13 protein-coding genes and 1 pseudogene are annotated in these 12,998 nt (G+C 73.9%); 6 read left to right on the top strand and 8 right to left on the bottom strand.

All coding sequences use genetic code 11. The features are described 5' to 3' along the window. Nucleotides 1–97 precede the first annotated feature (97 nt). Nucleotides 98–661: a GlcG/HbpS family heme-binding protein gene (locus IG05_RS0130655; RefSeq protein WP_030347289.1), complete on the bottom strand. Its 564-nt coding sequence runs from the start codon at nt 659–661 to the stop codon at nt 98–100. Nucleotides 662–847: 186 nt separating this feature from the next. On the opposite strand from IG05_RS0130655, the gene IG05_RS0130650 reads away from it, so the two are divergent. Together IG05_RS0130650 and IG05_RS0130645 are read left to right on the top strand one after the other, a co-directional pair. Beyond that, a complete protein-coding gene (locus IG05_RS0130650; RefSeq protein WP_030347288.1) occupies nt 848–2,050 on the top strand; it encodes a sensor histidine kinase in 1,203 nt (400 codons plus the stop codon). Beyond that, complete coding sequence (locus IG05_RS0130645; RefSeq protein WP_030347287.1) at nt 2,047–2,694, top strand: response regulator; 648 nt, start codon at nt 2,047–2,049, stop codon at nt 2,692–2,694. The genes IG05_RS0130650 and IG05_RS0130645 overlap by 4 nt, the downstream gene beginning before the upstream one ends. A 37-nt stretch (nt 2,695–2,731) precedes the next feature. Here IG05_RS0130645 and IG05_RS0130640 read toward each other — a convergent pair whose 3' ends face one another. Continuing rightward, nucleotides 2,732–3,667, bottom strand: coding sequence for a serine hydrolase (locus tag IG05_RS0130640; RefSeq protein WP_051790417.1), 936 nt, complete (start codon nt 3,665–3,667; stop codon nt 2,732–2,734). Beyond that, nucleotides 3,664–4,629 carry a LysR family transcriptional regulator gene (locus IG05_RS0130635; protein ID WP_030347285.1) on the bottom strand — a complete coding sequence of 322 codons (966 nt, stop codon included), beginning with the start codon at nt 4,627–4,629 and terminating at the stop codon, nt 3,664–3,666. Before IG05_RS0130635 ends, IG05_RS0130640 begins: the two co-directional genes overlap by 4 nt. A 205-nt stretch (nt 4,630–4,834) precedes the next feature. On the opposite strand from IG05_RS0130635, the gene bla reads away from it, so the two are divergent. Together bla and IG05_RS0130625 are read left to right on the top strand one after the other, a co-directional pair. After that, entirely contained in the window at nt 4,835–5,686 is an 852-nt protein-coding gene (gene bla, locus IG05_RS0130630) for a class A beta-lactamase (protein ID WP_420707641.1), read from the top strand. 206 nt (nt 5,687–5,892) lie between these two features. Then, on the top strand, nt 5,893–7,497 hold the full coding sequence (locus IG05_RS0130625; protein ID WP_030347283.1) for a carbohydrate-binding protein: 1,605 nt from the start codon (nt 5,893–5,895) through the stop codon (nt 7,495–7,497). A gap of 159 nt (nt 7,498–7,656) precedes the next feature. On the opposite strand, the pseudogene IG05_RS42635 reads toward IG05_RS0130625, so the two are convergent. From IG05_RS42635 to IG05_RS48525, 4 genes and pseudogenes are all read right to left on the bottom strand, one after another. Beyond that, nucleotides 7,657–8,715, bottom strand: a pseudogene (locus IG05_RS42635) (endo-1,4-beta-xylanase); the annotation flags it as partial. A gap of 211 nt (nt 8,716–8,926) precedes the next feature. After that, entirely contained in the window at nt 8,927–9,652 is a 726-nt protein-coding gene (locus IG05_RS0130610; protein WP_030347282.1) for a hypothetical protein, read from the bottom strand. Between the two features lie 78 nt (nt 9,653–9,730). Beyond that, a complete protein-coding gene (locus IG05_RS0130605; RefSeq protein ID WP_030347281.1) occupies nt 9,731–10,132 on the bottom strand; it encodes a VOC family protein in 402 nt (133 codons plus the stop codon). A gap of 345 nt (nt 10,133–10,477) precedes the next feature. Further along, nucleotides 10,478–10,990, bottom strand: a complete 513-nt coding sequence (locus IG05_RS48525) for a hypothetical protein (protein ID WP_199808409.1) — start codon at nt 10,988–10,990, stop codon at nt 10,478–10,480. On the opposite strand from IG05_RS48525, the gene IG05_RS0130595 reads away from it, so the two are divergent. Together IG05_RS0130595 and IG05_RS0130590 are read left to right on the top strand one after the other, a co-directional pair. Beyond that, nucleotides 10,977–11,159, top strand: a complete 183-nt coding sequence (locus IG05_RS0130595) for a hypothetical protein (RefSeq protein ID WP_030347279.1) — start codon at nt 10,977–10,979, stop codon at nt 11,157–11,159. The genes IG05_RS48525 and IG05_RS0130595 overlap by 14 nt on opposite strands. 78 nt (nt 11,160–11,237) lie before the next feature. Next, complete coding sequence (locus tag IG05_RS0130590; protein ID WP_030347278.1) at nt 11,238–12,128, top strand: SDR family oxidoreductase; 891 nt, start codon at nt 11,238–11,240, stop codon at nt 12,126–12,128. A 290-nt stretch (nt 12,129–12,418) separates the two neighbouring features. Here the strand turns inward: IG05_RS0130590 and IG05_RS0130585 are convergent, their stop codons facing one another. Beyond that, nucleotides 12,419–12,982, bottom strand: a complete 564-nt coding sequence (locus IG05_RS0130585; RefSeq protein WP_051790414.1) for a 2'-5' RNA ligase family protein — start codon at nt 12,980–12,982, stop codon at nt 12,419–12,421. Nucleotides 12,983–12,998: the final 16 nt, after the last annotated feature.

The following is a 12,998-nucleotide window of genomic DNA, read 5'->3' as shown; positions in this document are numbered from 1 at the left end:
CCCGGACGTTCCGTCGTTCCCGGAGCCGGAGCCGGAGCCGGAGCCGGAGCCCCGAGGCCGGAGGCCGGCGGTGGTCGTGGTCCCGGGCCCGCCGGGATCAGTGGCCGAGCACCGCCGCGCCCGCCCGCGCGTACTGTTCGTCCAGGTCGCCCGACGGAGCGCCCGCGACGCCGATGCCCGCGACCGGGGCGCCCTGCGCGGTCACCGGCGTGCCGCCCGCGAGGAACAGCGTGCCCGGGATGTCCTTCAGGTTCGGCGCCTGCGCCAGCCGCCGGGCCAGCTCCGAGGTCGGCGCGTTCCAGGACACCGCGGTGAACGCCTTGCGCTCGGCGGACTCGTAGGACTGCGGGCCCGCCCCGTCCCCGCGCAGGGTGACCAGGGTGTTGCCGTCGCGGTCCACGACGGCCACCGACACCTGCCGGCCGTCCTTCCCGGCCGCCTCCACCGCGGCGCGCGCCGCCTTCGTGGCGGCGTCCAGGGTCAGGTGCGTGCTCCGGGTCAGCTCACCCTGGCGGGCCGCGACGGGGGCGGCGGGTGTGGCGTCCGTGGCGTCGGCGGCGTTCGCGGCGACCGTGCCGGCGACACCGGCGGCCACGACGGCCAGGGCGGCACCGCCCACGAGGACACGGGTACGGCGGGACGGCTTCGTTCGGCTGGGCATGCTGGGGAACCTTCCGGTAGGCGGGGCCGGGAGCGTCGGTGGCTCCCGCAACCGATCCTCGGCCCCGACCCGGCCGCCCCGCGTCGCCGTACCGGTTGTCCCCGGGGTCATCCGATCGGATGACCCCGGGGGCCGCGGACCTGGGCACAATGAGAGGTGTTTGCCCAGTTCAGCGAGGCGGAGGAGGTGCCTGCGGTGGCCGTGCCCGAGCGCGACGACACCCGCGCCCTGACCGTCGTCATGCACACGGCGTTCTTCGTGCTGCTGGCCGCGTCCGTCGCCCGCTACCTCGCCCGGCACGCCGGCGGGCCGCACACCCCGTGGGTGCTCGCCCTGTCCGCGCTGCTGGCCGCGCTCTACGTCCTCGGTCCCGCCCTCGGCACCCGGCCGACCCCGCGCCGCCTGACCTGGCTCGGTCTGGTCGTGGCCGCCTGGGCGCTGCTCGTCGTCCTGGCCCCCAGCTTCGCCTGGTGCGCGGTCCCGCTCTTCTACACCGGCCTGCGCACCCTGCCGCCGCGCGCCGCGATCCCGCTGGTGGCGCTGCTGACGGCGCTCACGGTCGCCGCCCAGCTGGGCCTGGCCGGCTGGCCCGACCCGAACGTACTGCTGGCACCGCCCGCGGTGGCCGCCGTGGCCACCACCGTGTTCGTCGTCATGCAACGCCAGGCGGCCCGCCGGGACGCCCTCATCGACGACCTGGTCCGCACCCGGCGCGAACTCGCCGCCACCGGGCGCCGAGAGGGCACCCTCGCCGAACGCGAACGGCTCGCCCGGGAGATCCACGACACCCTCGCCCAGGGCCTGTCCAGCCAGCGCATGCTGCTCCAGGCGGCCGACCGGCTCTGGGACACCGCGCCCGGCACCGCCCGCGACCACGTCCGTACGGCCGCGGCGATCGCCGAGCGCGGGCTCGCCGAGGCCCGCCGTTTCGTCCACGACCTGACCCCGGCCGACCTGGCCGAGGGCGGCGGCCTGCTCCGGGCCCTGCGCGCCGTCGCCGAGCGCGAGACGACACCCGCGCTCACCGTGCGCGTGCACACCGAGGGCACCCCGCCCGACCCCCTGCCCGCCCCCGTGGAGTCGGCCCTGCTCCGCATCGCCCAGGGTGCCCTCGCCAACGTCCGCGAACACGCGGCGGCCCGCACCGCCACCCTGACCCTGACCTGCCTGGACGACCAGATCGTCCTGGACGTCACCGACGACGGCCGCGGCTTCGACCCGCACACCCCGGCCGCGCCCGCGTCCCCCGCCGCCGCGGCGGACGCGCGCGGCCACGGCCTGCCCGCCATCCGCGCCCGCCTGCGCCAGCTGGGCGGCACCCTCACCGTCGAGTCGGCACCGGGCGAGGGCACGGCCCTGTCGGCGGCGATCCCCCTGGAGCCACGATGACCCCCGAGACGGCCCCCCGCCCGCCCGTGCGCATCCTCGTCTGCGACGACCACGCCGTCGTACGCGCCGGACTGCTGGCGCTCCTGCACAGCGCACCGGACATCGAGGTCGTCGGCGAGGCCGGCAGCGGCGAGGAGGCGCTCGCCCTGGCCCGCAAGACCACCCCGGACGTCGTCCTGATGGACCTGCAACTCGGCGGGGGCATCGACGGCGTGGAGACCACCCGCCGTCTGCGCGCGACCCCGCCCGCCCCGCACGTCCTGGTCCTGACCACGTACGACACCGACGCCGACGTCACCCGCGCCATCGAGGCCGGCGCCACCGGCTACCTGCTGAAGGCCGAGCGCGCCGAGGACCTCTTCACGGCCGTCCACGCCGCGGCCCAGGGCCGCCCGGCACTCTCACCACCCGTGGCCGACCGGGTCATGTCCCGCCTGCGCAACCCCCGCCCCTCCCTCACGCCACGCGAACGCGACATCCTGGCCCACCTCTCCCGGGGCCTGCCCAACCACGCCATCGCCCGCGCCCTCCACATCAGCGAGGCCACGGTCAAGACCCACCTCCGCCGCATCTACGACAAGCTCGGCGTGGACACGCGGGCGGGCGCGGTGGCGGTGGCGAAGGAACAACGCCTGCTGCCCTGACGAACGAGCGGCTCCGCCGCCCGGGCGCGAGCCGCCCCTAACCCCGCAGCGCCTCGAACGCCTCCCGCCCCGCCACCCCGATCGCCAGGTCGATGTCCGGAGCGAGCCCCGCCCGGCGCACCGAACGGGTCAGCGCCGCCATCGCCACCCGCTCGCCGGACTCCGCCTCGACGACCCCGATCTCGTGCCGCAGATGCAGGAACGTACCGGTCTTCCCGCTCCACCGGAGCGTGTCCGCCCGCAGTTCGCCCGCCAGCCGCTGCGTGAAGACCTGGAGCCCCATCAGCCGGCGCAGCTCGGCCGTCGCCGGGGGAGTGGCGATCTCGTCGCACCACACGCGGCGCAGCAGTGCGACGAGAGCCGCGGCCGAGCCGGCGTTGGCGTGCGCCGGGTCCAGGGTCTCGATGGTGTGCCGGCCCGCGCGCTCGTCCCGGACGGCCAGCTCCAGCGCGAGGGAGAAGTCGTTTCCGGCGGCCCCGGCGGCGCACTCGTACAGGTGGTTCATCCGGTGCCGCATCCGGATGCCGTCGCACCCCCACGCGCGCAGCCGGGCGTCGACGTCCGCCACCGTCACCAGGCCGAGCAGCGCGTCCGCGGCGGCGTTGTCGCTCACCGACAGCATCAGCAGGACCAGGTCGGCGACGGCCACGGTGGCGGGGTGCCGGAAGGCGGCGAGCCCGGTGGGGCCGACGCTGCTCGTGCCCGGGTCCACCGTCACCGGGAGCGCCGGATCGAGGTCGCCGGTCGCGATCCGCTCCAGCACGGCGAGGGCGAGCGGGACCTTCACCACCGATGCCAGGGGCGTCGGCTCGTCGACGTCGAAGCCGAGTTGCCGGCCGGTGTCGAGACTGCGGGCGAGGAAGGAACCGCGGACGCCGAGGGCCGCCCAGTCCGCGGCGATCGCCTCGGCGACGTCCAGCAGGGCGGTGTCGTCGCCGGTGTACACCGGGTGGTGCGCGGCTGCCGCGCTCACCCGCGTGCCGCCAGCCGTGCGCGCGGGTCCTCGCTCCCGGCCCCGGGTCCCGGTTCGGCGCGCCGGGCGGGTACGGCGCCCACGGCCGCCGCCAGCGACGCGGCCAGCCAGCCCGGCACTTCACCGGCCCCGTTCCGGCCCGGGGCGGCGCGTACGTCGTACCCGCGGTGCAGGGCGCGGTCGGCCAGGGGGGCCCAGTGGGCCCCGTGCTGCCGGGCGAACGGTTCCGTGCACAGCAGCAGCGCGCTGCCGGCCAGGGTCTCGGCGAGCGCGGTGGCCGCCGGCCCGGCCGGCCGGATCCGGCCCTCGGGCAGCCCCGCGCGAGCCGCGGCGCGTGCCAGTCTGTCCTCGAAGTACGGCACTTGGTCCTCCGTCAGGAGCAGCAGGGGCGGGGGTGCGGTGCGGGCGGTGGCGCGAGTGCGGCGTGGCCGCAGCTCTTCGAGGTGGACCCGGTGCAGTGCGGTGCCGTCCTGCGACGGCGCCGACGCCAGTCCCAACGGCACCCGGAACGCGGCCTCTTCCGGGGCGCCCCGCACCAGTGCGTACCCGAGCGAGCCGTCGGCCAGGCCGGAGACCCGGTCCGGCGGTGGCAGTTCGCGCATGCCGAGGGCGACGCCGCGCTCGGTGCCGGCGCGGAGGCCACGGGCCAGCGCGGCCGGGGCGCAGTCCGCGGGCACGCCGACGGCACACACCCGCGACCGCCGGGCCGAGCGGGCGACCTGCCGCAGCCGCTGGGCCCGGTCCAGTACGTCCCGGGCGTACGGGAGCAGCAGCACGCCCAGTTCGGTGGTCGCGATCTGCCGCCGCGACCGGTCGAAGAGCAGGCCTTCGAAGTGCTCCTCCAGCGTCTTGATACGGCGGCTGAGCAGCGGCTGGGCGATGCCGAGCCGGTCGGCCGCCCGGGAGAAACTCTGCTCCTCGGCCGTCGCCACGTACGCGTCCAGATGTGCCAGGAGATCCACCGGGCACTCATATCAACAAGGCATGGGATCTTCAAAGTTCACTCTTGGACATGGGTGCCCGCCTGCTGTTTCGCTGTCCCTCGTCGGAGATCCGCACCGACGACGGACGACTGGGAGGACCACACCCATGACCGGTACCGACCGACCCAACCCGCTGCCGCGCCGCCGCCTGCTCCGGGCCGGCCTCGCGGTCACCGGCACCGCGATGGCCGCCACGGCGCTCTCCGGGCCGGCCGCGACCGCCGCCCCGGACGCCCGGGTACGCGCGGGGCAGGCGGAGCTGGCCGAGCTGGAGCGGCGTCACGGCGCCCGGCTCGGTGTCTACGCGCGCAACGTCCGCACCGGGCGGACGGTGTCCCACCGGGCGGGGGAGCGGTTCGCGATGTGCTCGACGTTCAAGGTGTTCGCCGCCGCGGCGGTCCTGCGCGACCACGGCGGCTGCGCGCCGCTGGACCGGGTCGTGCACTATCCGCCACACGACCTCATGCCCAACTCGCCGCGCACCGAGGAGAACCAGGTGACCGGCATGACGGTGGCCGACCTGTGCGCGGCGGCCATCCGGTACAGCGACAACGCGGCCGGCAACCTGCTGCTCCGGGAGGTGGGCGGCCCGGCCGGTCTCACCCGCTTCCTCCGGTCGCTCGGCGACGCGGTGAGCCGGCTCGACCGGTGGGAGCCGGAGCTGAACACCGCGGTCCCCGGGGACCCGCGCGACACCACGACCCCGGAGGCGATCGCAGGGAGCCTGGAGCGCGTCACCCTGGGCCGGGCGCTGGCCGACGCCGACCGCGAGCGGTTGGTCACCTGGCTGAAGGGCACCGCGACCAGCGCGGACCGGTTCCGCAAGGGCCTGCCGGGGGACTGGGTCGTGGCGGACAAGACGGGCACCGGGGACTACGCGAGCGCCCACGACATCGGCGTGGCCTGGACGACCCGGGGGACCCCCCTCGTGCTGGCCGTCCTGTCCGGCAAGGCGACCCCGGACGCCCCGGTGGACCAGGCGCTGATCGCCGACGCGGCGGCCGTCCTGGCCCGCACCCTCGCCCCCGGCGAGTAGCACCCCAACTCCCACAGGGATTCACAAATCTGAATAGAAATCATGTACGCGACGGTTGACGCGTACATGACGTCTCTCTACCGTCGGGGAAGTCCAGGGGAAAGCGCTTTCCCCGCGCTCCCTACCATGCCACGACCGGGCGTCGGGTTCACCCCCTGGACCACTCGCATCCGTACAGCGAAGCCAACCCGCAGGGAGACAAGCCGATGCAAATGAGACCAGCCATCGCGTGCGCCGGTCTGCTCGCCGGCGCGCTCGTCGCGCTGTCCGGCCCCACGGCCGTGGCCGCCACCGCCCTCCCCCACTTCGCACTCCGTTCGAGCGGGGGAACCGTCATCGAGGCAGAGAGTTCCAGCGCGGTCTGCACCGGAACCATCGACTCCGACTGGACCGGCTACTCCGGCAGCGGCTTCTGCAACGGCGCCAACGCCATCAGTGGATACGTCCAGTTCCCCGTGAACGCCGCCAGTGCGGGCACCGCGACCCTGGGCTTCCGCTTCGCCAACGGCACGACCGCCGCCCGGCCCGGGACCGTCGCGGTCAACGGCACGACGGCCGCCACGGCCTCGTTCGAGGCGACCGGTGCCTGGAGCACCTGGGCCACCAAGACGCTGACCGTGCCGGTGAAGGCGGGCGCCAACACCATCCGGCTCACCCCGACCACCGCCGACGGCCTGCCCAACCTCGACTACCTCGACGCCGACGTGTCCACGGCGGCGGCCGGCGCCGTGCTCTACGTGTCACCGAACGGCACCGACGGCGCGGCCGGCACCGAGTCGGCCCCCACCACGCTCACCTCGGCCATCAGCCGGATCACCCCCGGCGGCACGATCTACGTGCGCGGCGGGACGTACAACTACTCCTCCACGATCACCATCCCGGCCGGCGCGAACGGCAGCTCCGGCGCCCGCACCACCCTGTCCGCCTACCCCGGCGAGAAGCCCGTACTGAACTTCTCGGGGCAGAGCGAGAGCCCGTCCAACCGGGGCATCCAGCTCAACGCCGACTACTGGCGGCTGTACGGCCTGACCGTCGAGCACGCCGGTGACAACGGGATCTGCGTCGGGGGCAGCAACAACGTCGTCGAGCGGGTGGTGACCGCGTTCAACCGGGACACCGGGCTGCAGCTGGGCCGGATCACCTCCACCACGCCCAGCTCCCAGTGGCCGTCGAACAACCTGATCGTCAGCTCCGAGTCGCACGACAACGCCGACTCCGACGGCGAGGACGCCGACGGCTTCGCCGCGAAGCTGACCACCGGGACCGGGAACGTCTTCCGCTACGACGTCTCGCACAACAACATCGACGACGGCTGGGACCTGTTCACCAAGACGGACACCGGTGCCATCGGACCGGTGACCATCGAGTACTCCCTCTCCTACGGCAACGGCACCCTGAGCGACGGCACCGTCAACTCCAACGGCGACCGCAACGGCTACAAGCTCGGCGGTGACGGCATCGCCGTCAACCACGTGGTCCAGCACAGCATCGCCTACAGGAACGGCCACCACGGGTTCACCTACAACAGCAACCCGGGCACGATGACGATCTCCAGCAACGTCGGCATCGACAACGCCCAGCGCAACTTCTCGTTCGACGCGGGCACGTCGGTGTTCCGCACGAACACCTCGTGCCGTTTCGCCGTCAGCGGCTCGAACGACAAGACCGTCGGCAACGCCGACAGCTCCAACCAGTTCTGGACCGGCAGCAACGGCTCCCGCTGCTCCTCGTACGCGGGCGCCCTCGGCTGGTCCTTCGCCTCCGACGGCCACCTCGCGGTGACCTTCGGCGGGAGCGTCGTGAACCCGTAGCCGGTGCACGGCGGTGCGGGAAGGCGGGACGCCGCTTGGACGGCGTCCCGCTTCCGGCCGTTCAGCAGGCGGAGTTCGCCTGCGTCAGCAGGCCGAGCCGCCAGTGTGGGTCGTGTCCGGCTTCGGCGGGATCAGCTGCTTGCCGGAGGACCGGCGTCAGCTCGACGGCAGCGCGGCGGGGGCCGGCGGTGCCGCCGCCGTACCGCCGAGCGCGGACAGCACCGCGCCGTACGCGGCCTTCTTGTTGCCGGCGCCGTCGAACAGCAGCGGGTTCTCCCCGCTGCGCCAGGAGTCGCTGTCCCGGATGCCCCACACGCTGATGCCGGTGCAGCGCCCCACGTTCATGCAGGCCCTCACCGTGTTCGCGTACGCGCTCGCCGGCGCCTGGGCGATGTCCAGCTCGGTGATCTGCACGTCCACGCCGAGAGCCGCGAAGTTCGCCAGCGTGGTCTGGAAGCTCGCGGGCGGCCCGGACGAGCCGAAGTGGCTCTGGAAGCCCACGCAGTCGATCGGCACGCCACGGGACTTGAAGTCGCGCACCATGCGGTACACGCCCTGCGTCTTGGCGTCCGACCAGTTCTCGATGTTGTAGTCGTTGTAGCAGAGCTTGGCCGCGGGGTCGGCCGAGCGGGCGGTGCGGAAGGCGTCCTCGATGTAGCCGTCGCCCAGGACGTTCTGGAACACGGAGGCGCGGTGCGCGCCGCTGCCGCCGTCGGCGAACGCCTCGTTGACCACGTCCCAGGCGTACACCTTGCCCTTGAAGTGGGCCATCTCCTGGCTGATGTGATTGCGCATCACACTGCGCAGGGTGGTGGCGTCGGAGATCGAGCCGACCCAGCCGGGCAGCTGGGAGTGCCACACCAGGGTGTGGCCACGGACGCGCTGCCCGTGTGCGACGGCGTGGCCGACGATCTGGTCGGCGGCCGTGAAGCTGAACGAGCCCCGGGAGCGCTCCGTGGCGTCCCACTTCATCTCGTTCTCGGGCGTGACCGCGTTGAACTCCCGGTCCAGGATCGCGGTGTACGTTCCGTTGCCCAGCTTTCCGGCGGCCACCGCGGTGCCGAAGTACCGCCCCGACTGGGCGGCCTGGGCACCGAGGGTGCCCGCCTGCAGCGGTGCGGGCTGCGCGCCGGCCGTTCCGCTCACCGCGAGGGTGACGGCGGCGAACGTGCCTAAGAAGGAGGCCAGGCGCCGGCCCGGCCTTTGGGGACACTTCATGCTTCTCCTCGTACGGTCGATCGTTGCGAGCGGGCTTGATGCCATGCGCATGACATACCGGGAGGACGAGATCAGCCGTTTGACCTGCCGAACAGCGGTCGGCTTCCCGGATGCTCTGGATGATAGGAGGGGGTGACCGGCCGTCAATACCCCTCGCATCATTCGGGTTTCCGAGCGAAATGTTTCGAAGCGACCGGCCCGAGCGGAGTGCTCAGCCGACCGGGTCCGCCGGGCGCACGGGATGGGCCTCCAGGTCCGGCGCGGCCAGCAGGTCGGCGATCAGCTCCGGTGCACCGCCGACGTAGGTGCTGACCAGGTCCACGTCTGCGCCCAGGCACCAGGAGCGGTCCCGTGGCCACCACAGGTCGGGAAGCTCGGCGAACCCGTCCCAGGACACGGGGGAGACGGCGTCGGCCAGCCGGCCGGCGAGCAGCACCTCGTCCCGGCCCGGCGTCTCGAAGGTCGGGAAGCGCTCCCAGTCCCAGCGGCCGTACCCGCTCCACAGCCCGAACCAGCACTCCTCCGCGGTCGTGGTGTGCCGGGCCAGCACGGGCAGCAGCGCGCGTGCGACCTCCGGCGGGGTCGGACCCTCGTCGGGTTGCTCGTCCCACACGCCGGGCAGGCCCGGGTCCGGGCGGTTGACGTACTCCCCGTCCGCGCCGATGACCTCGTGCCAGCGGGTGACCGGGGTGACCCGCGCGCCGTGGGCGGCGGCCACGGTGGACCAGCGCACGGGCCGCTCGTCGAGCCGGGCCGGGTGCAGGATCCGGGCGTACGCGGCGAAGCCCGGCGCCGCGACGCCCGCGACCGTGCCCATGGCGGCCCGCCACGGACCGTGGACGGTGAGCCAGTCGGCGGGGGAGAGGTCGCTCTGCACCCGCAGCCGTCCGTACCGCTCCGGAGCGGGGTCCCGGTGGACCGGGCGGAAGTCGTCCATGCCGACAGTGTGCCGTGCGGCCCGGCCGGGGCGGGACGCCGGGGCAGGCCGGGACCGAGGCCCCGGCCTGCCCTTTCCTCAGGACCGCGGCGGCTGCTGGTGGCTGCCGTAGGGACGGGTGATGATCTCCATCCCGTGCCCGGCCGGATCCGTGAAGTACAGGCCCCGGCCGCCGTGGTGATGGTTGATCTCGCCCGGCTGCTTCCCGTGCGGATCGGCCCAGTAGGTGAGGCCTGCCTGCCGGATCCGGGCGAAGGCCGCGTCGAACTCCTCGTCGGACACGAGGAAGGCGTAGTGCTGCATGACGATCGACTCCGCCGGGATCGTGGCGAAGTCCAGGGTCACCCCGTTGCTCGTCGCGACGGGGACGAACGGACCCCACTCGGGCCCGGTCTCCAGCCCGAGGATGTGGGCCAGGAACGCGGCGGACTCCCGGTTGTCCCGGGCGTGGACGATGGTGTGGTTCAACTCGACTGACATGGAAGGAATGCCTCCGAGGGCAATCTCCCGGCACCTCCATGCCTCACCCGGCCGGTGACCGACACGCGATGCCGTACGACGATCTTACCAACCGGGATCCGCCTGCGCCCGGTGCACGACCTCCCGCCGGTCACCGTCAACTCCACCGGCCGGTCGGGCACTTCGTCACCCGGCGCGTGCACCGGGCCCACGGACGGCGCGGTGGGGCGCACCGGCGTGAGCCGGCGGTCCCATGTGCGCCCCGCCCGGTGCGCCGCGACCCCCTGGGTCCGCGGGCCTCCTCGCAGCCGCCGCAGTGTGCGGGCGGTGCCGGCGCCGGCCGTCGCCCGTGCCCCTCGGCGGTGCTCAGCGGGCCGGAGTCAGGTCTCCGGGCAGGGGTACCTCCGGGTGGCCGGCGTTGGTGACGACGGTCAGGCGGGGGCCGTCCGGTCCCGGCTGCCACTGGCCACCGGTCAGGGGCGGCAGGGCGATGTCGGGTGCCGGGCCGGTCGTCCAGTCGAGGCTGCCCGCGATGGTGTCCAGCCGGGTGCGGGCCACGGCATCGGCGACCGCGGCGCGGTCGGCCGGATCGGCTGCCGTGGCCCGGGCGTGGTGCGCGGTCTCCAGCAGGGCGTGCGCGGGTCCCAGCGGCTGGAGCCAGGGCGTCCCGGTGTCCTCCCGGCAGTCCCGGGCCGGCTGTGCCCCGCCAGGGTGAAAGCCCCGGCGCAGGAAGGGGCTGTCCGGAATCCGCCGCAGCCGACAGTACGAGTTTCCCAGTACCGCCAGTAACATGATCACCTTGTTCCGGGTGTACCAGTCAGTCAACTCGGCGCCGTCCCCGTCGCCGCCCTGCCCGGAGAAGTCGATGTCTTCTGTCAACGACGCGTTGGACAACGCGCGCTTCACCTATGAGCAGCACATGCGGACCTGCCGCCAGTGCCATGCCGACGCCGCGCACTGCGCCGTGGCGAAGCACCTCCTGCGGATCTACAACCTCGCCCGCAGGGACCACCTGCGCGCCACCGGCCAGGACGCGCCCAGGGCCTGACCCGTACGGACGCTTTTCACCCGGCCCGAGCAGGGAACCCGGTCGCCTGTTCCGTCCCCCCGAGACGCAGGAGGCACCGTGACGGACCAGCAGGGTGACCGGCCGAACCCGGTCACACAGCACGCCCGCCCCGACTTCCCCTCCCAGAACCAGCCGCACCCGGGCTGGACCGGCCCCATGGACCCGCCGCCCGACCACGGCGAGGAGTCCTACCGCGGCTCCGGCCGTCTCGACGGCCGCAAGGCCGTGATCACGGGAGGGGACTCCGGCATCGGCCGGGCGGTCGCCCTCGCCTTCGCCCGCGAGGGTGCCGATGTGCTCTTCACCCACCTCGCCGAGGAGGAGGACGACGCCCGCGAGACGGCCCGGCTGGTGGAGGAAGCGGGACGCAAGGCGGTCGCCGTGTCCTGCGACATCCGCGACGAGGACAACTGCCGGTCGCTGATCGACCGCGCGGTCGCCGAGTTCGGCCACATCGACGTCCTCGTGAACAACGCCGCCTACCAGATGTCCCAGCCGGACGGCATCGAGGCGATCAGCACCGAGCAGTTCGACCGGGTGATGCGGACGAACCTGTACGGGATGTTCTGGCTGACCAAGTTCGCCGTGCCGCACATCCCGGCCGGGGGCTGTGTCCTCAACTCCACGTCGGTACAGGCCTACCAGCCCAGTCCGCACCTGCTGGACTACGCGATGACCAAGGGCGCGATCGTCACCTTCACGCACGGGCTGGCCCAGATGCTCGCCGAGCGCGGCATCCGGGTCAACGCGGTCGCACCGGGGCCGGTGTGGACCCCGCTCATCCCGGCGACCATGCCCGACACGGCGGATTTCGGCAAGCAGAGCCCGCTCGGCCGCCCGGCCCAGCCCGCCGAACTGGCCCCCGCCTACGTCTATCTGGCCTCCGCCGAGGCGAGCTTCATCACCGGCGAGATCCTCAACGCGACCGGCGGCACCCCGCTGCCCTGACCCGCGCACCACCACGGCAAGCGGCCGGCCGGCCCGGAACCGGGGGCTCACGCAGGCGCGCCGGCGGCCGCACGCGGCCCCCGGCCCGGCACCGGACGCGTCGAGGACCGTCCGGCCCCAGGAGGCACATCCGGCCCAAGGCGCCCGGCCACCGGGCGGCTTCCCGCCCGCGTCGACCGGGTACCGGGTGCGCGCGGGGCTCAGGCAGCTTCGGGCCGGGCACGCCGGCCGGCCGCGCACGAGACGGCGCCCCCGGCGGGGGGCGCCTTCCCCGTTCCGGGGCGGGCTTCTCACGGCTCCCGCGTCCGGTGGACCTCGCCCGTGCCCAGGGTGATCACGGCGCGGGGCCGCATGGGTTCCTCGTCGCGCCGGGACAGCACGACCAGCTCCTCGACCGGTGCCGACAGCGCGCCCAGCCGGACGGCACACTCGGCGGCCAGCCGCTTCGGGTCCCGGGTGCGGCCGAGGGACAGATGCGGGGTGAACCGCCCCCCGCGCCCCTGGCAGAGCGGGAACCGCCACTCCAGCTCCCGGTGCAGCCGGGACCACGGCGCCGGGTCCGCCGCGGCCGGGTCGAGCCACACCGTCGCGTAGTGCCGGTGCCGGAACCAGCGCACACCGGCCAGGCGCGCCTGGAACGCCGTGCTCTCTGCCGCCGCCGCGGCGAGCAGCGGTACGGCCCGCTCGAACTCCTCCTCCGGTACGAAGCCGAACAGCAGGTTCACGTGCGGCGGCCACCGCCGGACCTGCGGATCGTGCTCCCGGCGGATCTCCTGGATCACCGGCCACAGTCCGGGCGGCGGCAGCCAGGCCACCGCGGTCCGGGGCGTCGGAGCCAGTGCGAGCACGTCCACACGCCCATGGTCCCAG

Origin of the sequence: Streptomyces sp. NRRL S-1022, from assembly GCF_000720135.1 — a bacterium.
Taxonomy (GTDB): domain Bacteria; phylum Actinomycetota; class Actinomycetes; order Streptomycetales; family Streptomycetaceae; genus Streptomyces.
The sequence above is the reverse complement of the archived record's forward strand: the minus strand, read 5'-3'. Positions and strand labels throughout refer to the sequence as shown.

Excerpts from the sequence above, each read along its gene's own strand:
- IG05_RS0130655 (WP_030347289.1), bottom strand. The coding sequence starts at position 661 with ATGCCCAGCCGAACGAAGCCGTCCCGCCGTACCCGTGTCCTCGTGGGC.
- IG05_RS0130645 (WP_030347287.1), top strand. The coding sequence starts at position 2,047 with ATGACCCCCGAGACGGCCCCCCGCCCGCCCGTGCGCATCCTCGTCTGC.
- bla (WP_420707641.1), top strand. The coding sequence starts at position 4,835 with ATGGCCGCCACGGCGCTCTCCGGGCCGGCCGCGACCGCCGCCCCGGAC.
- IG05_RS0130625 (WP_030347283.1), top strand. The coding sequence starts at position 5,893 with ATGCAAATGAGACCAGCCATCGCGTGCGCCGGTCTGCTCGCCGGCGCG.
- IG05_RS0130610 (WP_030347282.1), bottom strand. The coding sequence starts at position 9,652 with ATGGACGACTTCCGCCCGGTCCACCGGGACCCCGCTCCGGAGCGGTAC.
- IG05_RS0130605 (WP_030347281.1), bottom strand. The coding sequence starts at position 10,132 with ATGTCAGTCGAGTTGAACCACACCATCGTCCACGCCCGGGACAACCGG.
- IG05_RS0130595 (WP_030347279.1), top strand. The coding sequence starts at position 10,977 with ATGTCTTCTGTCAACGACGCGTTGGACAACGCGCGCTTCACCTATGAG.